Source organism: Actinophytocola glycyrrhizae (genome assembly GCF_042653545.1).
GTDB classification, from domain to species: domain Bacteria; phylum Actinomycetota; class Actinomycetes; order Mycobacteriales; family Pseudonocardiaceae; genus Actinophytocola; species Actinophytocola glycyrrhizae.
This window is the reverse complement of record NZ_JBHSIS010000033.1, coordinates 1-20,512: the sequence shown is the minus strand read 5'-3', so window position 1 is coordinate 20,512 and position 20,512 is coordinate 1. Positions and strand designations below refer to the sequence as shown.

The 20,512-nt window shown below is 70.5% G+C and carries 22 protein-coding genes; 9 read left to right on the top strand and 13 right to left on the bottom strand.

The features are described 5' to 3' along the window. Positions 1-753: non-homologous end joining protein Ku (ku, locus tag ACFPCV_RS38585; RefSeq protein WP_378062516.1), on the top strand; the 753-nt coding region annotated here is incomplete at its 5' end. Between the two features lie 283 nt (positions 754-1,036). Here the strand turns inward: ku and gcvT are convergent. Continuing rightward, complete coding sequence (gcvT, locus tag ACFPCV_RS38580) at positions 1,037-2,134, bottom strand: glycine cleavage system aminomethyltransferase GcvT (protein ID WP_378062513.1); 1,098 nt, start codon at positions 2,132-2,134, stop codon at positions 1,037-1,039. On the opposite strand from gcvT, the gene ACFPCV_RS38575 reads away from it, so the two are divergent. Together ACFPCV_RS38575 and ACFPCV_RS38570 are read left to right on the top strand one after the other, a co-directional pair. Further along, positions 2,133-2,528 carry a hypothetical protein gene (locus ACFPCV_RS38575; protein WP_378062511.1) on the top strand — a complete coding sequence of 132 codons (396 nt, stop codon included), beginning with the start codon at positions 2,133-2,135 and terminating at the stop codon, positions 2,526-2,528. The genes gcvT and ACFPCV_RS38575 overlap by 2 nt on opposite strands. Beyond that, on the top strand, positions 2,525-2,695 hold the full coding sequence (locus tag ACFPCV_RS38570) for a DUF6186 family protein (protein ID WP_378062509.1): 171 nt from the start codon (positions 2,525-2,527) through the stop codon (positions 2,693-2,695). The genes ACFPCV_RS38575 and ACFPCV_RS38570 overlap by 4 nt, the downstream gene beginning before the upstream one ends. On the opposite strand, the gene ACFPCV_RS38565 is transcribed toward ACFPCV_RS38570, so the two are convergent. The 7 genes from ACFPCV_RS38565 to ACFPCV_RS38535 all read right to left on the bottom strand — a co-directional run bounded on the left by ACFPCV_RS38565 (position 2,696) and on the right by ACFPCV_RS38535 (position 7,567). Next, complete coding sequence (locus ACFPCV_RS38565) at positions 2,696-3,619, bottom strand: hypothetical protein (protein ID WP_378062507.1); 924 nt, start codon at positions 3,617-3,619, stop codon at positions 2,696-2,698. It lies immediately after the preceding gene. Positions 3,620-3,632: 13 nt separating this feature from the next. Next, entirely contained in the window at positions 3,633-4,121 is a 489-nt protein-coding gene (locus ACFPCV_RS38560; protein ID WP_378062505.1) for a SigE family RNA polymerase sigma factor, read from the bottom strand. A gap of 65 nt (positions 4,122-4,186) precedes the next feature. Then, complete coding sequence (locus tag ACFPCV_RS38555; protein ID WP_378062503.1) at positions 4,187-4,918, bottom strand: energy-coupling factor ABC transporter ATP-binding protein; 732 nt, start codon at positions 4,916-4,918, stop codon at positions 4,187-4,189. An 88-nt stretch (positions 4,919-5,006) separates the two neighbouring features. Next, entirely contained in the window at positions 5,007-5,726 is a 720-nt protein-coding gene (gene cbiQ, locus ACFPCV_RS38550; RefSeq protein ID WP_378062501.1) for a cobalt ECF transporter T component CbiQ, read from the bottom strand. Continuing rightward, the gene (locus ACFPCV_RS38545; protein ID WP_378062498.1) at positions 5,723-6,091 is read right to left on the bottom strand and encodes a PDGLE domain-containing protein; all 369 of its coding nucleotides are present in this window, start codon (positions 6,089-6,091) and stop codon (positions 5,723-5,725) included. The genes cbiQ and ACFPCV_RS38545 overlap by 4 nt, the downstream gene beginning before the upstream one ends. Further along, positions 6,088-6,783 carry an energy-coupling factor ABC transporter permease gene (locus tag ACFPCV_RS38540; RefSeq protein ID WP_378062496.1) on the bottom strand — a complete coding sequence of 232 codons (696 nt, stop codon included), beginning with the start codon at positions 6,781-6,783 and terminating at the stop codon, positions 6,088-6,090. The genes ACFPCV_RS38545 and ACFPCV_RS38540 overlap by 4 nt, the downstream gene beginning before the upstream one ends. Before the next feature lie 169 nt (positions 6,784-6,952). Continuing rightward, positions 6,953-7,567 carry a hypothetical protein gene (locus ACFPCV_RS38535; protein ID WP_378062495.1) on the bottom strand — a complete coding sequence of 205 codons (615 nt, stop codon included), beginning with the start codon at positions 7,565-7,567 and terminating at the stop codon, positions 6,953-6,955. A gap of 130 nt (positions 7,568-7,697) precedes the next feature. Between ACFPCV_RS38535 and ACFPCV_RS38530 the strand changes: the two genes are divergently transcribed. Together ACFPCV_RS38530 and ACFPCV_RS38525 are read left to right on the top strand one after the other, a co-directional pair. Beyond that, positions 7,698-8,639, top strand: a complete 942-nt coding sequence (locus tag ACFPCV_RS38530; protein WP_378062493.1) for a hypothetical protein — start codon at positions 7,698-7,700, stop codon at positions 8,637-8,639. Then, a complete protein-coding gene (locus ACFPCV_RS38525) occupies positions 8,624-9,331 on the top strand; it encodes a Crp/Fnr family transcriptional regulator (RefSeq protein ID WP_378062491.1) in 708 nt (235 codons plus the stop codon). The genes ACFPCV_RS38530 and ACFPCV_RS38525 overlap by 16 nt, the downstream gene beginning before the upstream one ends. A gap of 331 nt (positions 9,332-9,662) precedes the next feature. On the opposite strand, the gene ACFPCV_RS38520 is transcribed toward ACFPCV_RS38525, so the two are convergent. Beyond that, positions 9,663-10,814: an acyl-CoA dehydrogenase family protein gene (locus ACFPCV_RS38520; protein WP_378062489.1), complete on the bottom strand. Its 1,152-nt coding sequence runs from the start codon at positions 10,812-10,814 to the stop codon at positions 9,663-9,665. A gap of 201 nt (positions 10,815-11,015) precedes the next feature. Between ACFPCV_RS38520 and ACFPCV_RS38515 the strand changes: the two genes are divergently transcribed. Continuing rightward, the gene (locus ACFPCV_RS38515; protein ID WP_378062487.1) at positions 11,016-11,543 is read left to right on the top strand and encodes an AMIN-like domain-containing (lipo)protein; all 528 of its coding nucleotides are present in this window, start codon (positions 11,016-11,018) and stop codon (positions 11,541-11,543) included. Positions 11,544-11,616: 73 nt separating this feature from the next. On the opposite strand, the gene ACFPCV_RS38510 is transcribed toward ACFPCV_RS38515, so the two are convergent. From ACFPCV_RS38510 to ACFPCV_RS38495, 4 genes are read right to left on the bottom strand one after another with little or no spacing between them, the layout of a single operon-like run. Next, the gene (locus tag ACFPCV_RS38510; protein ID WP_378062485.1) at positions 11,617-12,210 is read right to left on the bottom strand and encodes a GTP-binding protein; all 594 of its coding nucleotides are present in this window, start codon (positions 12,208-12,210) and stop codon (positions 11,617-11,619) included. Continuing rightward, positions 12,191-12,790, bottom strand: coding sequence for a DUF742 domain-containing protein (locus ACFPCV_RS38505; RefSeq protein ID WP_378062483.1), 600 nt, complete (start codon positions 12,788-12,790; stop codon positions 12,191-12,193). Before ACFPCV_RS38505 ends, ACFPCV_RS38510 begins: the two co-directional genes overlap by 20 nt. Then, complete coding sequence (locus ACFPCV_RS38500; RefSeq protein WP_378062481.1) at positions 12,787-13,227, bottom strand: roadblock/LC7 domain-containing protein; 441 nt, start codon at positions 13,225-13,227, stop codon at positions 12,787-12,789. The genes ACFPCV_RS38505 and ACFPCV_RS38500 overlap by 4 nt, the downstream gene beginning before the upstream one ends. Next, positions 13,224-16,595 carry a sensor histidine kinase gene (locus ACFPCV_RS38495; RefSeq protein ID WP_378062479.1) on the bottom strand — a complete coding sequence of 1,124 codons (3,372 nt, stop codon included), beginning with the start codon at positions 16,593-16,595 and terminating at the stop codon, positions 13,224-13,226. The genes ACFPCV_RS38500 and ACFPCV_RS38495 overlap by 4 nt, the downstream gene beginning before the upstream one ends. 779 nt (positions 16,596-17,374) lie before the next feature. Between ACFPCV_RS38495 and ACFPCV_RS38490 the strand changes: the two genes are divergently transcribed. From ACFPCV_RS38490 to ACFPCV_RS38480, 3 genes are all read left to right on the top strand, one after another. Beyond that, positions 17,375-17,800 carry a DUF485 domain-containing protein gene (locus tag ACFPCV_RS38490; RefSeq protein ID WP_378062476.1) on the top strand — a complete coding sequence of 142 codons (426 nt, stop codon included), beginning with the start codon at positions 17,375-17,377 and terminating at the stop codon, positions 17,798-17,800. Then, positions 17,797-19,389 (top strand): solute symporter family protein, encoded by a 1,593-nt coding sequence (locus ACFPCV_RS38485; protein ID WP_378062475.1) that lies wholly within the window; start codon positions 17,797-17,799, stop codon positions 19,387-19,389. The genes ACFPCV_RS38490 and ACFPCV_RS38485 overlap by 4 nt, the downstream gene beginning before the upstream one ends. Positions 19,390-19,538: 149 nt before the next feature. Beyond that, complete coding sequence (locus tag ACFPCV_RS38480) at positions 19,539-20,246, top strand: hypothetical protein (RefSeq protein WP_378062474.1); 708 nt, start codon at positions 19,539-19,541, stop codon at positions 20,244-20,246. The last annotated feature ends 266 nt before the right edge of the window (positions 20,247-20,512 follow it).

Sequence of the window (20,512 nt, the reverse complement as noted above, 5' to 3'; positions counted from 1 at the left end):
GCGGACGTCGGCGGCGGCGAGTACGTGATCATCGAGCCGGAGGAGCTGGACCAGATCGCCCCCGGCCGCTCCCGCACGATCGACATCAACTCGTTCGTCGACCTGGAGGAGATCGACCCGATCCACTTCCAGAAGACGTACTGGCTCGCGCCGTCCAAGGAGGAGTACGGGAAGTCGTACTCGCTGCTGCTGCAGGCCATGGAGAAGACCAACCGCGCCGGGATCGCGTCGTTCGTCATGCGCGGCAAGGAGTACCTGACGGCGGTTCGTGCCGGGGACGGGCTGCTCGTGCTGAACACGCTGCTGTTCCCCGAGGACATCCGCGACCCGGCGAAGGAGCTCAAGTCGCTGCCGGAGATCGCCTCGGCGCGGGGCAAGGAGATCGAGATGGCGGTGAGCCTGATCGAGTCCATGTCCGACGAGTGGCGGCCGGAGGAGTACCACGACACCTACACCGAGCAGGTCGAGAAACTGATCGACTCGAAGCGGGAGGGCAAGGAGATCGTCGCCGAGTCCGAGCCGTCCGAGCCGACGAAGGTCGTCGACCTGTTCGAGGCGCTCTCGCGCAGCGTGGAGAGCCGCAAGAAGGGCCGGAGCGCACCGTCGGCCTCCGCATCGGACCTCGACGACATGAGCAAGGCCGACCTGGAGAAGCTCGCGAAGGAACTGGACATCAAGGGCCGGTCCAAGATGAACCGGGACGAGCTGGCCAAGGCGGTCGCCGACGCGCGGAGCACGGCGGCCGCCTCGTAAAGGCGCGTTGACGGCGTGCCGATGCCCTGAAAGGCGCGTTCACGGCGCTGGGCGCCCTGAACGGCCCGTTCACGGCACTGGTTGTGCCGTGAACGCGCCATTCACAGCACCGGCCCGCTCTGCGGGTGTGCGTCGGGTGTTGCCCGCCGGGCGCCGCTGCGCGGGCGTGGGTGTCATGCCCTCGAGGACGTACGTGTCCACATGCCAGAACCACTGCACACGATCTTCACGGAATCAATCATCTGAGGTGGCGGCGCCCTGGAAGCGCCTTTCGGGGCACTGGTCAGGCGCGCTTGTAGAACGGGAGATTCACGACCGACACCGGCATCGCCTTGCCGCGGATGTCGACCGTGAGCCGGGTGCCCGGCTCGGTCATCGACGGCGGCACGTACGCCATTGCGATCGGGTGGCCCAGTGTCGGGGACAGGGCGCCGCTCGTCACGGTGCCCACCTGCTCGTCGCCGTTCTTCACCGGGTAGCCGTGCCGCGCTGCCCTCCTGCCCTCGCCGACCAGGCCGACCAGCACCTGCTCCACCTGCTCGCCCGCGTCGCGGCGGCGTTCCAGCGCCGCGCGGCCGACGAAGTCCGCCGCCTTGTCGAACTTCACGACGCGGCCGAGACCGGCGTCGAACGGGGTCATGCCCGCGGTCAGCTCGTTGCCGTACAACGGCATCCCCGCCTCCAGCCGCAGCGTGTCGCGGCACGCGAGGCCCGAGGGCAGCAGGCCGTGACCCTCGCCTGCCGACGACAGCGTTTCCCACACGTCCGCGGCGTGCGGCGCCTCCGCGTACACCTCGAAACCGTCCTCGCCGGTGTAGCCGGTGCGGGCCAGCAGCACGTCGTGGCCGCCGATGCGGGTCGGGGTGCTGCCGTAGTACGGCAACGCGGTGAGGTCCGCGTCGCACACGGCGCCGATGATGTCCGCGGCGTTCGGGCCCTGCACGGCGATCAGCGCGCAGGCGGTCGACCGGTCGGTGACCTCGACCGTGAACCCCTCGGCCCGTGCCTTCAGCTCGGTGAACACGACCGCGGCGTTCGACGCGTTCGCCACCACCATGTAGTGGTCCTCGCCGATGCGGTAGACGACGAGGTCGTCGAGCACGCCGCCGTCGGCGTCGCAGATCATGCTGTACCGCGCGCGGCCGACCTTGACCGCGGACAGCTTGCCGACCAGCGCGTAGTCCAGCGCCCGCGCCGCCTCCGGGCCGGTCAGCTCGATCTCCCCCATGTGCGAGAGGTCGAACAGCCCGGCGGCCTCCCGCACCGCCTTGTGCTCGGCCAGCTCGCTGCCGTACCGGAGCGGCATCGACCAGCCTGCGAAGTCGGTGAACGACGCACCGAGCTTGGAATGCACCTCGTGCAGCGGCGACAGTGTGGTCATGACCCCGATCCTGCCCGCTGGGACGCCCGCCCGGAACAACGGGGGTATCCGGCGTGCCGTGCCGCTCGCCGCGGGCCTCGCCTACGCCGCGTTCGGCGCCACGTTCGCCAGCCACAGCACGGGTGCGCTGGTCGCGGTGCTGGTCCCGGCGACCACCGTGCTGGTCGCGGTCCTGGTGCTGCGCCGCCCCCGAGGTGAGCGCGCGAGACCCGGGCGCGCACATCTGCCCTGGCTGGTGTGGGTGCTCGCGTTCGGGGTCTGGGAGCTGGCCGCGCTGTTCGCGGGCGACCTGACGATCAGCCTGCTCATGGACCCGGTCCTGGCTGTCCACCCGCTGCGGGTCGCGGGCTGGGCACTCTGGCTGTGGGGCGGCTGGCTCCTGGTGCGGCGATGATCTTCGGTGTCGGCTTCGTGCTGCTCGGCCTGGCCGGTCTCATTGTGCAACTGGCCAAGCCGCGGCTGGCCGCCGAGTTGCTCGCCATGCTGGTGGCCACCCGGGCCGGCCGGGTCCTGACGGTGCTCGTCTGGGGCTGGCTCGGGTGGCACTTCCTCGCCCGGTGACTACTTGAAGATCGTCAGGTCCGGGTCGACGGCGATGGTGACCAGCTGGTCGAGGGTGAGCGGTGGCGCGGTCGCCGTCGCGGGACCGCCGTACTTGCTCGACGTCCCGACGTTCTCCGCCTGGACCAGGAGTGAGGTGCCGTCCTCGCGGACGACCTCCACCCGGTGCATGACGGTGCCGCCTTCGAAGCCCACCGTCTGCTCGACGATCTCCTCGCCGTCCGGGCCGGCCTCCGCCGCGCAGAACGTCGTGCCGGGGAACCTGTTCCGCTCGCACGACATCTGCTCGTCCGGGAAGAAGTCGGGGCTCACGAGGACGAGGAGGTTGCCGTCGCCCTCCGGTGCCTTCGTGGTGGCCGTGGACTCGAAGCGGCCACGGGGATCGCAGATCGACAGCTCCTGGCCGGGATCGACGATCTGGTAGAACTCGAGCGGTCCACGCGGTGTGCCCTTCGGGTACTCGACGTTGGGCATGAGCTGCAGGTCCGGGCGCTGCCCCAGGACGGCGTCGGTGGCGGCCTGACGGAGGCGTGCGGCCGCGTCGGCCGCCGGCTCCAGGTCGTCCTCCTCGCACTGCGGCGGCGGCACCTCGGCCCTGCCGTCGTCGATCTTCGTCGGCTGCACCTCCACCGGTTGGCCGTCCGGTCCGCTCGGCGGCGCGGTCGACGTGGGCGGTGCCGTCGAGGACGTCGACGACGTCGCAGGCGGCGGCGCCGTGCCGACGGCCGGGCCCCCGTCGTCGTTCCGCGTCATCGTGTACGCGACCGCACCGGTCAGCAGCACCACCGCCACCCCGGCCGCGACCGCCGGGTTCGCCACCCGGCGAAGCCTGGCCGCGCGGCGGCCGCGGACGATGGCCGCCTCCACGTCGACCGTGGATGGCGGCACCTCCCCGATCGCGTCGTCGAAGACTCGCTTGTCCATCACGCACCTCTCGCTAGTCGGCCTGTGCTGCGTTGGCGCGCAACGTGTCGAGCCCCCGCGCGGTCTGGCTCTTCACGGTGCCCACCGAGCAACCGAGGATCTCGGCGGTCTCCTCCACCGAGAGATCGCAGTAGAGGCGCAGCACCACCGCGGCCCTGCGTCTTGGCGGCAGCCCGTCGAGCAGGTCGAGCAGCTGGGCCCGGCTGACGACGGCGAACTCCGCCGCGGTCGGCAGCTCGGGCAGCTCCTCGGTGGCCTGTTCGCGGCGCCACGGCCTGCGCTTCTCGTCCAGCCAGGTGCGCAGCAGCGCCTTGCGGACGTAGGCGTCGATGCCGGGCGTCCCGCCGACGCGCGCCCAGTGCCGGTACAGCTTCCCGATGGTGATCGACACGAGATCGTCCGCGGTGTGCCAGTCCCGGCAGAGGAGGTACGCGGTACGCCGCATGGTCTCCATGCGCGCCACCACGTACTCGCGGTACGCGTTCTCCTCGACCCGTTTCACCCCGATGACCTCCCGTGTCGTGCCTCTACAACATCAGGAACGCGGCCAGGGTGCGGCGAGGTTGCTCAGTCCAGCCGAAAACCGAAAGGAAGTTCCAGCCGGTGCGCGGCCAGCAGCTCGGTGTCGGCCAGCAGGTCGCGGGTGGGGCCGTCGGCGACCACGACACCGTCGTCGACCAGCACGCTGCGCGGGCACAGCTGCAGCGCGTAGGGCAGGTCGTGGGTGACCATCAGCGTGGTGCGGCCCAGCGCCAGGAGCACCTCGGCCAGCTCTCGGCGCGCGACCGGCTCCAGGTTCGCCGACGGCTCGTCCAGCACGAGGATCTCCGGGTCGCACGCCAGCACGGTGGCGAGCGCGACCCGGCGGCGCTGCCCGCCCGACAGGTGCAGTGGCGACCGGTCGATGTGCTCGGTCATGCCGACCGCGTCGAGTGCCTGGTGGACCCGCGCGTCCAGCTCCGCGCCCTTCAGCCCGAAGTTGGCGGGCCCGAACGCCACGTCCTCGCCGACGGTCTGCATGAACAGCTGGTCGTCGGGGTCCTGGAACACGATGCCGACGCGGCGGCGGATCTCGTGCAGGTTCGCCTTCTCCACCGGCAGCCCGGCGACCTCGATGGTCCCGGCACCCGCGGTCAGCACCCCGTTGAGGTGCAGCACCAGCGTCGTCTTGCCCGCACCGTTCGGCCCGAGGACGGCCACCCGTTCCCCCTGCTCGACCCGCAGGTCGATGCCGTAGAGCGCCTGGTGCCCGTCCGGGTAGGCGAAGGCGAGGCCCTTGACGAGCAAAGCGGGTGTCACCAGCCCGCCTCCCCGGAGTTCGAAGTGCTGGTCCCCTGAGGTCCCGTTGGTCGACGTGCGGCTGCGCGACCCGCGGGCGATGCTCTCATCAGGCATGCCCGACCAGAGCGGTGGTGAGCACGGCGGCCGTGACCAGCACCGGGGTGAGACCGGCCAGCCACACCGCGGGCGACGCGGCGACGCCGCGGTCGGGCATCGCGCCCCGCCAGCCGCGCGACACCATCGCCAGGTGCACCCGCTCACCGCGCTCGTAGCTGCGGATGAACAGCGCACCGACGCCGCGTGCGGTCGCGCCGACCTGCCACAGGAAACGCGGGTCGTGCCCCCTGGAGATCCTGGCGAGCCGCATCCGCCGCGCCTCGGCCGCGATGACCTCCAGGTACCGCAGCATGAGCGTCGCGATCGTGGTCAGTACGGCAGGCGTGCGCAGCCGCTGCAGGCCGACGATCAGCTCACGCGGGGTGGTCGTCGCGGCCAGCGTCAGCGAGGTGAGGACCCCGAGCGTGCCCTTGGCGAGGATGTTCCACCCGGCCAGCGCACCGGCCGCGCCGCCGAACAGCGGCATGAGCAGCGCGAGCGCCACGAACGGCACCTCGATCAGCGCCCGTTTCGCGAAGTGCGCCACCGGCACCCGCGCGATCCGCCACACGGTGACGATCAGCACGAGGTACAGCCCGAACGCCCAGAACTCCTCCCGTGGCGTCGCGACGACGCCGATCACCGTGAGCAGCGCGGCGACGATCTTGACCTGCGCCGGGAGCCGGTGCACCGGGGAGTCACCGGCGTGGTGCAGTATCTCGGCACTCATTCGCCGGAGTCGTCGCGCCGGGCCGGGCGTTTGCGCAGCACCCAGAACAGGCCGCCCGCGAGCACCAGCGTGGCGGCCACGCCCAGCACCCCGGCCACGCCGGTGAACCGGTCGTCGCCGCCGACCGCGTAGTCGGCCAGCGGGCCGTCCGCCAGGTGGTGGTCCCTGGCGTTTTTGGCGATGCAGTCGCCGGTCAGCTCCTCCCCCGCGCTGGTCGCCACGACCTCGCACCCCTTCAGCGTGGCGGAGTCGAGACCGTCCGGATCGGAGTCGGCGAAGTAGGAGAACACCCCGGCGAACACCAGCGCCACGAGCGCGAAGCCCGCGAAGAACAGCCAGGTCCTCTTCTTGGTCGTGGTGGTCATGCCGCGCTCCGCACCTCGAGTGGTCTGGCCGTGCCCCGCAGCAGGTGCACGAGGTCGGGCCGGGCGGCGGCGACCGCGGTGACGGTCAGCGCGGTGATGATCCCCTCGCCGATGCCGATCAGCGCGTGCAGCCCGACCATCGTCCCGGTCACCCCGGCCAGGGAGAACGCCGCGTCGCCGCCGATCGCGAACTGGAGCACGAACCCGAGCGACGCGACCACGGTGTTGACGAACGCGGCCACGAAGGCGACCGTGCCAAGGCCCGCCCTGCCGCGCGTGGCGAGCGGCCGCAGCGCGACGGCGATCAGGTAGCCGGCCGCGGTGCCGATGACCGCCATGTTGGTGATGTTGGCGCCGAGCGCGGTCAGCCCGCCGTCGGCGAACACGAGCGCCTGCACCACCAGCACGATGCCGACGCACAGCGCGCCGACGTAGGGCCCGGCGAGGATCGCGGCGAGCGCACCGCCGAGCAGGTGCCCGCTCACCCCCGGCAGGATCGGGAAGTTGAGCATCTGGGTGGCGAACACGAAGGCGGCGACGAGACCGGCCATCGGCGCGGTGCGGTCGTCGAGGTCGCGGCGGGCGCCGACCATGGCGACCGCCATGCCGACCACCGCGACCCCACCGAAGATCAGCGAGGTCGGAGCGTTGATCAGGCCGTCGCTCATGTGCATGGCTACGGTTGCGGACACACCAGTCAGCCTAGATGCCACCAACGGGCAATCACCAGGCTGTTGCAACAACCCTCCGGGATACGCTGCGTCACACGCCAGCGGCGCAGTCGGTCACCACCCGGCCGGATCCCCGGCTGCGACCCCTGCTGACCAGGGACTACGGCCGGTTCCTCTGGTCGTTCGGCACCTACCGGCCCTGAGGCGTGCTGACCCACAGCCACGCCCGCCGCGGCGACTCCCTCATCGCGAGGTCGACCAGCTGGACCCGGTCGGCGGCCACCGGCAGGTAGCCGGGTGCCAGGTCGCCCTTAGCCGTGTCGAGCACCAGCACCACCAGGTCGGCGTCCAGGTTGGTGTCGGCCACGCGGCGCAACGGCTCGCTGTCCACCAGCCTGCTGATGTTGGTCACCAGCGGGCCGGTGAAGCGGTCCGCCGGACCGGACCCGACGGCCATCCGCAGCCGGATCCGGTCCCCGTTGGCGGCGTTGTCGGCCGCGAGCCGGGTGGCCGCGGAAAACAACACCGCGGGCAGGAGCCCGGTGGGGTCACCGTGGGACGGCAGGCAGACGACGGTCCCGTCGCCGGTGCCGTTGTCGTGGTCGACCTCGTCGACCGCGTCGCCGAGGTCGGTCACGACCTGCCGCAGCAGCGCCCGCAGGCGGTCCCCGAGGCGCTGCTGTGCCTGCTCGGTGCGCTGGCCGTAGCCGACCACGTCCACCACGAACCCGAGCCGGTCGGTCCGGACCCGCCGCCCCCTCGCCGGCGGGTACGGCGCCGTGGGGTGAGCGGGTTCCCTCGGCATGATTTCGACCGTAGCGGGCATTGATTCGGCCGCCGGGAAACGGCCCGGATTTGTCAAAGATATGTCCGAAGACAATTTGTGGACACTTCGCCGGTGGACTTGACAATCACCGACCTGTAACCATGTCCAGGTGGCGGCGAGTACGTACGACGAACTGCTGGAAATACCGCGTGGGCGCGGGATGCTGGCCAACGACGTGGCGGACCGGGTCGGGCCGGGGCTGCGGGTCGCGTGCGGGGTGCACCCGGACGACTCCCCCGCGCTGGTCCGCCGCAAGGTCGGCGAGCGGCTGACCGAGCTGTGTGGCAGGCTGCCCACCGACCTGCGGATCTCCGTGCTGGCCGCGCTCGCGCTGCACCCGGAGGCCGACCACCAGTTCATGCAGGACCGGATGGGGTGGGCGGCGCACCGGATCAACCGGGACCACCCGAGGGCCGCTGTGCGGCGGATGAAGGTCGGGTTCCGGATCATCGCCGAGCAGCTCGACGAACTCGTCGACGACCCGCGCATCAACCAGGGCTGGCACATCGGTTCGCTGCGCGCGTTGCTCCGAATGGACGTCGACCCGCCGCAACTGATCGAGGAACGCACGATCGTGTCGACCGCCGACGGGCTGGAGGAGGTCGAGCTCCGGTTCTCGGCTCACGGCAAGGGCAGCGACACCGGCTCCGGCAACCCGATCACCGCGGCCGTCATGTACGGCGGGGAGATCACCGGCAGCGAGGGGGTCGTGCCGAGCCACCGCAAGTTCGCGCTGCGGCTGCCCGCGCCGCTGCGGGCGGGTGAGCAGCACGAGTACGGCGTGCGGTTCACGGCGCACCCGCGGGCGGTGACACCGCCCTTCTACGTGCTGACCCCGCTGCAGCCGTGCGCGAAGTTCAGCGTCCGGGTGCGGTTCGGCGCCGAGGTGCCCAAGCACATCTGGCGGGTCGACGCCATCCCGCCGCGCGCCATCGACGACTACGCACCCGACGACGCGCTGGTGTCCGCCGACCGGTTCGGCGAGGTGGCGCTCGAGTTCTCCCGCCTGCACCAAGGGCTGAGCTACGGCGTCCGGTGGGCGGCACCGTGACGGCGGGTGAGCTGGTCCCCGAGACGTTCCTCAGCTACCTCGAACCGCAGGACCACGAGTTCCTGCTCGCCCGAGGCGCGACACGCAGGCTGCCCGCCGACACCGTGCTCATGCACGAGGGCGACCCGACCAACCACGTGCTGGTGCTGCTGACCGGCTGGGTGCGGGTGTACCGGACCACCCCGGACGGTCAGGTGGTCCTGCTCGCGCTGCGCGGCCCCGGCGACGTGATCGGCGACATCGCCGCGCTGCTGGACTGGCCGCGCACGGCGACCGTCGACTCCATGCAGGACACCGGCTTCGTCCAGTTCCGCCACGACGAGTTCCTCGCGTGCGTGCAGGAGCGGCCCGCACTGGGATTCGCCCTGCTCAAGCAGATGGCGGTGCGGCTGCGGGACGCCGACGGGGCACGGGTCGACTTCGCCACCATGGACGTCGCGCAGCGGGTCGCACTACTGCTGGTGCACCTCGCCGACGTGCACGGCACCATGACCGCGCGCGGCGTCGCGGTGCGGATGCCGTTGACACAGCAGGACATCGCGAACCGCGTCGGTGGTTCACTGCGTGCCGTGGCCCGTGCCGTCGCGGCGTTCCGCGAACGCGGGCTCCTCGTCACCGGACGCCGCGAGTTCGTGCTCACCGCACCGGACGTGCTGCGCTCGTTCTCCGACAACATGCCAAACGGCATATAGCGGGAGTGTCATCGGTCGTCGAAGTTTACTCCCCGCAGGCGCATTCTTCTCCCAGCCCGGGTTGAACGGGTTTTCGCTGGGGGCGGGGAGGTTGCCATGAGGTACATCTGCACGGTTTCCGCGGCAATGCGACTGGGGTTCTGGTTGTTCTTGACCGGGGTGGTGTGCGGTCTCTTTATCGGCCTCCACGTCTGACGAAGGAAAAGGAGGCCGAAAGTGGAGAGCCACTTTGTGCTGGTCCTGCTGCTGGGCTGAGGTCCGTTGTCCATCCGGGAAACGAAACACGCCGCCGGCGACTGGGGGTCGCCGGCGGCGTGGTGTCCGGCCGGTGTCAGACGAACGCGTTGACACCGGTCAGTTTGCGGCCGATCAGCAGTTTCTGCACCTGGCTCGTGCCTTCGTACAGGGTCATCACGCGGGCGTCGCGGAGGATCTTCTCCACCGGGTACTCGTCGAGGTAGCCGTAGCCGCCGAACACCTGGATCGCGAGGTTCGCGGCCGACACCGCGTTCTCGCTCGCGTACAGCTTGGCCATGGAGGCCTCCGCGTTGAACGGGAGCCCCCGGTCGATCAGGTCGGCGACCCGCCAGACCAGCAGCCGGGCCGCGTCGGTGCCGACGGCCATGTCCGCGAGCATCTGCTGCACCAGCTGGAAGGACGCGATCGGCCTGCCGAACTGGTGCCGCTCCCCCGCGTACTTCACCGAAGCCTCGAGCGCGGCCCGCGCGAGCCCGACACAGCCCGCCGCGACCGACATGCGGCCCTTGTCCAGCGCGGCCATCGCGATCTTGAAGCCCTGACCGGGTTCGCCGAGCACGTCGTCGTCACCGACCCGCACCCCGTCGAGGACCAGTTCGCCCGTCGACTGGCCGCGCAGGCCGAGCTTGCCCTTGATCTCCCGGTGGGTGAACCCGTCGGTGTCCGTCGGCACGAGGAACGCGGTCACGCCACGCGGCCCCTGCTCACCGGTGCGTGCGAAGACGAGGGCGAGGTCGGCCCACGTGCCGTTGGTGATGAACATCTTCGCGCCGGACAGGACCCAGCCGTCGCCGTCGCGGACGGCCTTGGTGGCGAGGTTGCCCGCGTCGGATCCGGTGTCCGGTTCGGTCAGGCCGAAGCAGGCGAGCGAGGTGCCCGCGCACAGGCGGGTGAGCCAGCGCTGCTTCTGCTCTTCCGTGCCGTAGGTGTTGATCGTCTTGCCGACCAGTCCGAGTGAGACGGACAGGATGCCGCGGATCGCCGAGTCGCCCCGGCCGAGCTCCTCCATCATCAGGCAGTACGACAGGTGGTTCCCGCCGGAGCCGTTGTACTCCTCCGGGATGGTCAGCCCGAGGAACCCGACGTCGGCGAGCTTGCCGACGATCGCCCGGTCGACCCGCTCGGCCCGGTCCCACTCACGGGCATAGGGCACGACCTCGCGGTCGGTGAAGTCACGTGCGAGCTCCCGCAGCGCGGCCTGCTCTTCGGTGAGCGACAAGTCCATGACCTGCACCTTACGGTCATCCGGACCGGGTAGGTGACGGCGGCCGGAAAGACCGTTTGTTCCGCCCAACCACCCTGTGCGCGGCGCCCTACGGTCACGCCGCGCGGTCGGGAATGTCGTTGGCGTCGGCTTTCGCCGGGACCCAACCACGACCGCCGCCGCACGTCTTGTTCTGAAAGGAGCTCTTGGGAAGGAGCCGCAATGTTACGAAAATCCGGCCTACTGGTTTCCCTGCTGGCGATCCTGTTCGCACTGGTGCCCGTCACGACCGCGTCGGCGGCACCGTACTGCGGCATCACGTGGGGCTCGTTCGCGAAGTCGGTGAACCCCACCCGGACCGGCGAACTGGTCGACGTCCGCGCGGGCCGCCACGACTGCTACGACCGCCTGGTGTTCGACGCGAACGGCCCCGCCAACGGGTACTGGGTGTCCTATGTGGACCAGGTGCGCGAGCAGGCGACGGGCAGGGTGCTCCCGCTGCGCGGCGGCGCGAAGCTTTCGGTCACGGTCCAGGCGCCGTCCTACGACCAGAACGGGACACGGACCTACCGGTACGCGAACCGCCGGGAGCTGGTCGACGCGACCGGGTTCCGGACGTTCCGCCAGGTCGCCCACGCGGGCTCGTTCGAAGGCTCGACCACGGTCGGCCTCGGCGTCCGCGCCCGCCTCCCGTTCCGCGTCTTCACCCTCCCGAACCGCATCGTGGTGGACGTGGCCCACTTCTGGTGACCCCCGGCCGGCAGGCCCGCGCGGCACCACGCCACGCGGGCCGCCGCCATGAGCCCGCACCGGACGGTGCAGCTCAACTCACGGTCGCGCCGTGGATGGCCACCCAGCGCGCCATCGAGTACTCGACCATGGTGATCAACGTGCTCTTCACCGACTCGCGGTCGCGGGCGTCGCAGCGCACGATCGGAACCGTTTCGGCGATGGCGAGGGCGTCGCGGACCTCGTCGATGCCGTGGGTCTGCTGGCCTTCGAAGCAGTTCAGGCCCACCACGTAGGGCAGGCCGCGGTCCTCGAAGAAGTCGATCGGGGAGAACGAGTCCGCGAGCCTTCTGGTGTCGGTCAGCACCACCGCGCCGATCGCGCCGCGGACCAGGTCGTCCCACATGAACCAGAAACGTTCCTGGCCGGGGGTGCCGAACAGGTACAGCACGAGGTCGGAGTCCAGCGACACGCGGCCGAAGTCCATCGCGACCGTGGTGGTCTGTTTCCGGGGCGTCGCGTCCAGGTTGTCGATGCCGACGCTGGCCTCGGTCATGACCGCCTCGGTGGTGAGCGGCATGATCTCCGAAACCGAACCGACGAACGTGGTCTTGCCCGCGCCGAAACCGCCACCGACGACGATCTTCACCGATGTGAGCGACGGGGCGTCAAAGCCGACGGAGTCCACTCAAAACCCTTTCCATCAACATGAGATGTGCTTTGTTGGCGCCACCGGTGGCGGTCTTGTGCACGATCACCAGCCCCAGCCCGGCCATGTCGCCGAGCAGTACCTTGGCCACGCCGAGCGGCACGGCCAACAGGGTGGCGACCTCGGCGACCGACCTCGGCTCACCACAGAGTTCCGCGATGGAGCGGTGCTCGGTCTGCGTCAGGGCCTCGATGTTCTCGCCGTGCTCGCTCGTGGACACCATGGTCTCGATCCGCAGGTCCACTGTGGACTTGGTGCGGCCCCTGGTCCACGCGTAGGGCCGGACCAGCTGCGCGTCCACGACGAGGTCCTCGTCGGTCACCGGGTAGATCGACGGGGTCACGACCGGCGCGGACGACGGGATGGTCCACGACCACGCCGCGCGGTCGACGATCTCCTGGCCAGACGGTTCGCCCGCGGGCGGTGGCTGCGCGGCGTGCTCGACCGGTTCGGACTTCTTCTTCCGCTTGCGCCTGCCGCCGCCGAGCGTCAGCCCGTTGAGGACGTCGGCGAACCCCGCCTCGATGCTGTCGGCGCTGTCGATGCCGTCGGTGCTCACGCCGGCAGCCCAACCATCCTCCCGCCGGCCCCCTGGAGCTGCGCCCTGAGCTCCGGCGTGAGGATCATCCCGACGCGGTCGACGAGCAGCGTCATCTCGTACGCGACCTGCCCGATGTCACACAGCGGCGACGCGAGCACGGCCAGCGCGGAACCGTCGCTGATGGCCATCAGCAACATGATCCCGCCGTCCATCTCGACGATGGTCTCCTTGACCGCGCCCGCCTCGAAGCAGCGGGCCGCGCCCTGCGTCAGCGACACGAGGCCGGACGCGACGGCGGCCAGCTGGTCCGCGCGGTCGATGGGCAGCCGGGCCGAAGAGGTGAGCAGGAGCCCGTCCGCGGACACCACGACAGCGTGGGCAACCCCTGGGACCCGCTCGGCGAAGTCGTTGACCAACCATCCGAACTGACTCGGTTGGGCCTGCGGCGAAGTCATTCACTCTCCTGTTGCTGCTTGTGGTCGACACCATTCGCGGAACCGCGTTCGGCGAGGCTCCTGCGCCCGCGGGACAGCCCCGTCTGGAAACTGCCGAGCCGCCCGCGCATCTCCTCGGCGCGGTCGGCTCTGGACGGCCCGGCGCCGTTCCCCGTGCCGTTGCCCCTGCCGGAGTGGGAAACACTGCCGGGCACGAGGTTCTGCCTCGGGCTGCGCCGGGGCAGCCCACCCGAGGTGAAGTCCACCGGGGTCGCGGCGGACGCCTGGTTCGCGGCCCGCCACCCGATGTCCGCGGCGAACCGCCAGCCGGCACCGGACAGGTCCAGCTGCGCGGTCTCCGCGTCGGCCGCCGCCGGGTCCGGAGTGGGCCCGGCGGGCCGGGCCGGTGGGGACGGACGGGGCGGGATCACCGGAGCGGCGTGCTGGGAGGGGGGTTCGACACCACCCCGGTGATCCCGCGCCCTGCGGACGCCCTGCCGGTATTCACTCAACCGGCTGCGGACGTCCTCCGCATCGCGTCCGTGCCGAGGCAGTTCCTCGGCAGCGCGCGGAGCCGCGCTGCCGGGAACCAGGTTCTGCCTCGGACTGCGGCGCGGCAGCCCACCCGAGGTGAAGTCGGACGTCTCGGTCTTCGACGCGGCACGGGCGGCGTCGAAGCCGGAGTCGGCGGCGAAGTTCCACGCGTCGCCGCCGCCACGCGGCTCGTCCTTGTCCGGGGGCTGGGGCATCATGGCGGCAGCGGTCGCGTCGTCCACTGCCGGGTCGGACACCGCGCGGAACCAGGCCGACACCATCTCGTCGAAGATCGGCGTGGTCTCCTCGATCAGCGACCGGTCGACCGGGGTGCCCGCGGTCCACCACCCGCTGGTGTCCTGCGCGTCCTTGCCCGCCGCGGAGAACAGTCCGGCGCCGGACTGTTGGCGGGCAGGCGGCTCGAACGGACCACGCGGGCTCGCGATGTCGCCCCGCGGGGTGCCCGCGCCGCGCGGGCCGGGCATCTTCCCGCCCGGCGAGCGGCGCGGCAGCGGCGGGCGGCCGTCGCCGGACTGATCGTCCCGCACTGTCTCCTTCGGCTCGGTCTCCTTCGGCGCGGTCTCTTCTGGCTGGGTCTCTTCTGGCTGGGTCTCTTCTGGCGCGGTCTCCTTCGGTGCGAGTTCCTCCGGGGTGGGCTGGTCACGGCGCGGCAGCGACGACGGCTTGAGCCCGTGCACGCCGTTGGTGTGCCCGTTCGAGCGGCCGTTCGCATGGCCGTTCGCGTGCCCGTTGGTGCCGTTGACGTGCGTGCTTTTGGTGCCGTTCGTCCCGTTCGCCGCGGTCCGCTCACCGGCGAGGGAGAACGGGGCGAGCAGGCTGGTGCCGTTCGCCGGCGCCTTCGCCCGCTGCGGCTCGACCGGCCCCTCGGCCGACACGATCACCTCGGCCGGCACGGTGACGGTGGCCCGGACGCCCTTGACGTCCTGGCCGCCGTTCAGCCGGACCTCGATGCCGTGCCGCCCGGCGAGACGGCCGATCACGAACAGGCCCATGCGCCGCGAGGTCGCCACGTCGATCAGCCCGGAGTCGGCGAGCTTCGCGTTGGCCTCGTCGAGCTCGACCTGGTTCATGCCGATGCCCTCGTCGAGCACCGCGATGCACACCGAGCCGTCCTCGAACGAGTGGCTCGCGATCGTCACCTGCGTGTCCGGCGCGGAGAACGCGGTCGCGTTGTCGAGCAGCTCCGCCACGAGGCGCACCAGGTCACCGACGGCGTACCCGACCACCTGCACCGACGGCGGCGGCAGCAGCACGACCCGTTGGTACTGCTCGATCTCCGACACCGAAGCACGCAGCAGGTCGGCCAGGTTCGCGGGCCGCTGCGAGCGCCTGCCGCCCTCGCTGCCCGACAGCACCATGAGGTTCTCGTTGTTGCGGCGCATGCGGGTCGCGAGGTGGTCGAGCTGGAACAGCGTGGCGAGCTGGTCGGAGTCCTCCTCGTCGCGTTCCAGCCGTTCGAGCAGTTGCAGCTGGCGCTGGACGAGCCCCTGGCTGCGGCGCGACAGGTTGACGAACACCGACGAGTACGTGGCGCGCAGCCCGGCCTGTTCGGTCGCGAGCCGCAGCGCCTGCCGCTGCACGGCGTCGAACGCGCGGGCCACCTGCCCGACCTCGTCCATCGAGTTCACCGGCACCGGGGGCAGCTCGATGTCACCCGCGTGCTCGCCCCGGTCGCGGATGCGGGCCACCGCGTCGGGCAGTGCGCGCTCCGCGACGTCGAGCGCGCCGCCCCGCAGCGCGGCGAGCGAGCTGAGCAGGTGGCGGCCGACCACGAACATGACCCCGATCGCGACCACGAGCGCCACGAGCAGGATGACCGCGGCGAGCCCGGCACCGTCGCTCGCCTCGTCCTGCAGCGCGGCGGACCGGTCCCGCAGGTCGGTGCCGAGCACGCCCGCGACGTCGCCGATCCGCTTGGCGGTCAGCTCTGAGCCCTCCTGCCAGGCCTGCGCGTCGGTCGGCAGCGGCACGCCGGGCGGGTTCGCGAGCACGGCGGCGACGATGTTGTTCCGGCCCGCGATGCCGGTGCCCGCGACGGTGGTGTCGTACAGGTCGGCGCGGTTCTCACCGGCGAGGGAGTAGAAGTCGGCCAGCCGGTCGGCCTGCCTGCCGACGGACGCGGTGAGCGCCTCGGCCTCCGGGCCGGTGAGGCTGCCGCGGGCGAGGCCCACCGCGATCACGGCGTGCTGGTAGGAGACCTCTTCCTTGATCTCCTCGAGGTCGTACAGCGCGGCCGCGGTCGACGCCAGTGTCGGGTCGATCGCCTCGGAGGCCATGGTCCGGTCGAACCGCAGCAGCGCGTCGATGACCGTGGAGTAGCGGGTGACGGCGTTGGCCGCGTCGAAGCCGGGCTTCGCGACCTGCTCGCGGATGTCGCCGAGCTCGCCGAGCCACCGCTCCGCGTCGGCGTACCTGGCGGCGGCCGCCTCGTGGTCGAGCGTGACGCGGCCGGCGGCGCGCAGGAACGCGGCGCGTGCGTTGTCGGTGTTGAACTGCTCGTCGACGAGCTTGCGCGGCACGTCCTCCGCGCGGTCGGCGAGCAGCACGCCTGCCGCGCCGCGTTCGGCCTGCAGTGCCCCGACCAGCCCGCGCAGCTCCTCGTTGACCACGACCAGCCGGTCCACCCGGCGGTAGGAGCTCGCCTTGTCGACCTGGTCGGAGATCTGCATGGTGCCGAGCACGATCGCGAAGACGACCGGCACCAGCGTGACCGCGGCGAGCTTGACCGGGAGGTTCCAGTCCCGCCAGTTCGCGAGCACGCTCATCAGCGCCGACCACTGGGAGGCCGACTCGTCGGCGCGTCGCGGCGACTCGTTCCCAGGCTCGGTTGACACGTTCTGTGCCACAGCTTTCAAGACAGCGCCTCATTTCAGAATGAGGAGACGACAATTCCGGTCGGGCAGCCGCGCGGCATGAGTCGGGGAGGGTGCCACCGCGGCGAGAACTGAGCATCGATCGTACCTCAGCCACCCAGTTCGGAAAGTGCGCGAAAATACTGGTCGTGACCTGCGAGAACCGGCCGGAAAGCGATCAGATAAGGGTCGCATGACCACGCGCTGCGGTTTACTGATCATGCCGGTTCTACTGTGCGTCTTGACAGGACTGACTTGATAGCCCGTTCGGGTCACATCGCAGCGCGATCCACTGGCGACAGTGCGCGTGCCACTCGGCACCGCTCCCTCGCACGGGTGCGTCCACTGCGGACCGTGACGTTCAGCGACGCTCCCAACTGCACAAACAGGCTGCGCCGCGGTGTCACCCGGACGCGTGATCCGCTGATGAGCACGCCACTTCCGCTCGTCGCACGACCGCCGCGACACCGCTCCGCGATCACGATCCGTCACATCGATCCTGCGGTGTGCAACTTTCGCAACGCAATGTCACGTACAGGTTCACCAAGAGGTGTGAACCCCTGGACACCGACTTATCGGTAGGGTCTACTTCGGTCACGCGAGAGGTGATGCGTTTATCGAGAACGCCCCGCTGGAGAGCAATTAGGAGTTCGACCGCGTCGTGGTTACCATGGCGCCCGCCGTTCTCCGACGGCTTCGTCTCCACATTGAAATCAGGCCGCAAGCGTCAATGTCCTGCGGCCGCTTCAACGGAGGAACACATGACCCAGGTGGTTCACACCCCGATAACGGCGCGCGCTCCGGAACACACCGGCAGCGGCGGGACAGGTTTCGGCGGAATCACCACACAACACAGCGCTCCCCCGGCCGCGCAGGGCCCGGTGGACTTCGCCGCCATCCACGACAGCCCGCGGTTCACGGCGCTGCACAGCCGTTTCCGGCGCTTCGTGTTCCCCGTGGCCGCGCTGTTCTTCTGCTGGTACCTCACCTACGTGCTGCTCGCCGCCTACGCCCACGACTTCATGAGCCACCGCCTGTTCGGACTGGTGACCGTCGGTCTCGTGCTCGGCCTGCTCCAGTTCGTCTCGACGATCGCCATCACCGCCGCCTACGTGCGCTTCGCGCGGCGCAACCTCGACCCCGCGGTCGAGGAGATCCGCGCGGACGCGGGAGTCAACCGGAAATGACCATGATCTCCGCACAGTCCGGCCAGGTCGGCAGCCCGCTGCTGAACCTGGCCGTGTTCGCCGGGTTCGTCGCGATCACGCTGTACGTGGTGTACCGGGCGAGCAACCGCAACACCTCCACCGCCGACTACTACGCGGCGGGCAGCGCGTTCACCGGTTCGCAGAACGGCATCGCGCTCACCGGCGACTACCTGTCCGCGGCGTCGTTCCTCGGCATCGCGGGCGCGATCGCCGTCCACGGCTACGACGGCTTCCTGTACTCGATCGGCTTCCTCGTGGCGTGGCTGGTGGCGCTGCTGCTGGTCGCCGAACTGGTCCGCAACACCGGCCGGTTCACCATGGGCGACGTGCTCGCGTACCGCATGCGCCAGCGCCCGGTCCGCGCCGCCGCCGCGACGTCGACGCTCGTGATCTCGTTCTTCTACATGCTGGCCCAGATGGCGGGCGCGGGCGGCCTGGTCGCGCTGCTGCTCGACGTGCACGGCAAGGGCGGGCAGGCGCTGGTGATCTGCGTCGTGGGCCTGATCATGATCTTCTACGTGCTCGTCGGCGGCATGAAGGGCACCACGTGGGTGCAGATCATCAAGGCGACGCTGCTCGTGCTGTGCGTCGTGCTGATGACCGTGTTCCTGCTCGGCAAGTTCGGCTTCAGCGTGTCCGCGCTGCTCGACGAGGCCGCCGCGAACAACGCCAACGGCCGGCGGGTGCTCGAGCCGGGCGCCCAGTACGGCGCGACGGCGACCAGCAGGCTGGACTTCGTGTCGCTGTCGCTGGCGCTGATCCTCGGCGCGGCCGCGCTCCCCCACGTGCTGATGCGGTTCTACACCGTGCCCAACGCCGCGCAGGCCCGCCGGTCCGCGGTGTGGGCGATCGGCTGCATGGCCGTTTTCTACCTGGCGACGCTGGTGATCGGCTACGGCGCGTCCGCGCTGGTGGGCTCCGACCGCATCCTCGCCTCCACCGGCAAGGAGAACTCGGCGGCCCCGCTGCTGGCGTTCGAGATCGGCGGCACCCTCCTGCTCGGCATCGTGGCGGCGGTCGCCTTCGCGACGATCCTCGCGGTGGTCGCCGGCCTCACCCTGACCGCGTCGGCGTCCTTCGCCCACGACGTGTACGCGAACATCTTCCGCGGCGGCAAGGCCGATCCCCGGTCGGAGGTCAGGGTCGCCCGGCTCACCGCCGTGGTCGTCGGCGTGCTCGCCATGATCGGCGGAGTGCTGGCCAACGGTCAGAACGTCGCGTTCCTGGTGGCACTCGCGTTCGCCTTCGCCGCGTCCGCGAACCTGTCGACCCTGCTGTACTCGCTGTTCTGGAAACGCTTCAACACGACCGGCACGCTGTGGGGCATGTACGGCGGCCTCGCCTCGTGCCTGCTGCTGGTGTTCTTCTCCCCGGTCGTGTCCGGCGCCCCGACCTCGATCTTCGCAGGCGTCGACTTCCACCTGTTCCCGCTGACGAACCCCGGCATCGTGTCGATCCCGATCTCGTTCCTGGCGGGCTACCTCGGCACGGTGCTGTCGAAGGAGAAGGCGGACCTGGCCCTGCAGAAGGAGATGACCGTCCGCTCGCTGACGGGCATCCGCTCGTGAGGTGGCCAGTACCCGCGTGCCCGGGCAGCGGAGCGCCGACCGCCGCCCGGGCACGCTCCTGTCCACAAAGTCCGATTCGTGATCGTGTTTCAGCCGTCGGTGGGACCCAGTTCACTGACGAACGGCCGTCCGTGCGGTAGAACGGTAATGTGCGTGACCCACTCGCGGGCCTGGCCGATGTGCCGTGGCGGCAGTTCGACCTTGCTGACGGCGTCGCGGTGGGGGTGCCCGACCGGTTGCGGATGCTGCGGTCCGAGCACCTCGACACCCGCGCCGGGGCGCTGACCTGGCTTTCCAGGGTGCCGGGATCCACGGTGGGTGCCGCCGTGGTCGGGTTCCTCGTGGCGCTCGTGGACGATCCGGCCACCCCCGACCGGGAGGCGCTGGTCAGCCTGCTGCACGACGTGGCGCTCGGGGACGTGTCGCTGCCGCTGCCGGACGACTTCGAACCGGACGACGCGTTCCGGACCGCCGCGAAGCACGTCGACTCCTACGTCGCGTGGCTGGCGGACCCGCTCCTGGCCGCCCAGGCGGCGGAGCTGCTGGCGTACTTCCCGATGTCGCAGACCGTGGTCGACGCGCTGCTGGCGTCGGCCGCACCGGCGAGCGCGAACCTCACCCTCGGCTACGTCACCGGCTACCCGTCGATCGACAGCCACCTGACCGCGGCACTGGAGTCGACCGCACGCGACGTGCGCATGACGGCAGCCGTCGCACTCGCGTTCCGGCTCGGAGGCGACCTGCCAGGCCCCGCCCTGGACCTGCTCGTGGACGAGCCACCACCCCCCGCCCCACCGGGCTGGGACCGCTCAATGCGCGGCTTCGTAACACTGGCCCTACGCCAAGTAGGCCTCTGACCCAAAGCCCCCCACCCCCAAGCCCCCCACCCAAACCCGCGAGTCCCCCGTTCAGAACCCGCGAGTCCCGGGTTCAGGACCCGCGAGTCCCGGGTTCAGGACCCGCGAGTTCCGCGTTCAGGACCGGCGAGTTCCGCGTTCGGAACCGTGGGTCGGCCGTTCGGGCTGCCTGTGTCCCGACGCGAACCGGCAACTCGGCAGTCCTGGCTCGAAAATCGGGGGTGATCAGGGCGTGGGGCAGCGCCCTGGCTGAGCGGAGCGAGGTC

Coding starts and splice junctions, on each gene's coding strand:
- ACFPCV_RS38575 (WP_378062511.1), top strand. CDS start 2,133: ATGACCCCGATCCTGCCCGCTGGGACGCCCGCCCGGAACAACGGGGGT.
- gcvT (WP_378062513.1), bottom strand. CDS start 2,134: ATGACCACACTGTCGCCGCTGCACGAGGTGCATTCCAAGCTCGGTGCG.
- ACFPCV_RS38570 (WP_378062509.1), top strand. CDS start 2,525: ATGATCTTCGGTGTCGGCTTCGTGCTGCTCGGCCTGGCCGGTCTCATT.
- ACFPCV_RS38565 (WP_378062507.1), bottom strand. CDS start 3,619: ATGGACAAGCGAGTCTTCGACGACGCGATCGGGGAGGTGCCGCCATCC.
- cbiQ (WP_378062501.1), bottom strand. CDS start 5,726: ATGAGTGCCGAGATACTGCACCACGCCGGTGACTCCCCGGTGCACCGG.
- ACFPCV_RS38545 (WP_378062498.1), bottom strand. CDS start 6,091: ATGACCACCACGACCAAGAAGAGGACCTGGCTGTTCTTCGCGGGCTTC.
- ACFPCV_RS38535 (WP_378062495.1), bottom strand. CDS start 7,567: ATGCCGAGGGAACCCGCTCACCCCACGGCGCCGTACCCGCCGGCGAGG.
- ACFPCV_RS38520 (WP_378062489.1), bottom strand. CDS start 10,814: ATGGACTTGTCGCTCACCGAAGAGCAGGCCGCGCTGCGGGAGCTCGCA.
- ACFPCV_RS38515 (WP_378062487.1), top strand. CDS start 11,016: ATGTTACGAAAATCCGGCCTACTGGTTTCCCTGCTGGCGATCCTGTTC.
- ACFPCV_RS38500 (WP_378062481.1), bottom strand. CDS start 13,227: ATGACTTCGCCGCAGGCCCAACCGAGTCAGTTCGGATGGTTGGTCAAC.
- ACFPCV_RS38490 (WP_378062476.1), top strand. CDS start 17,375: ATGACCCAGGTGGTTCACACCCCGATAACGGCGCGCGCTCCGGAACAC.
- ACFPCV_RS38485 (WP_378062475.1), top strand. CDS start 17,797: ATGACCATGATCTCCGCACAGTCCGGCCAGGTCGGCAGCCCGCTGCTG.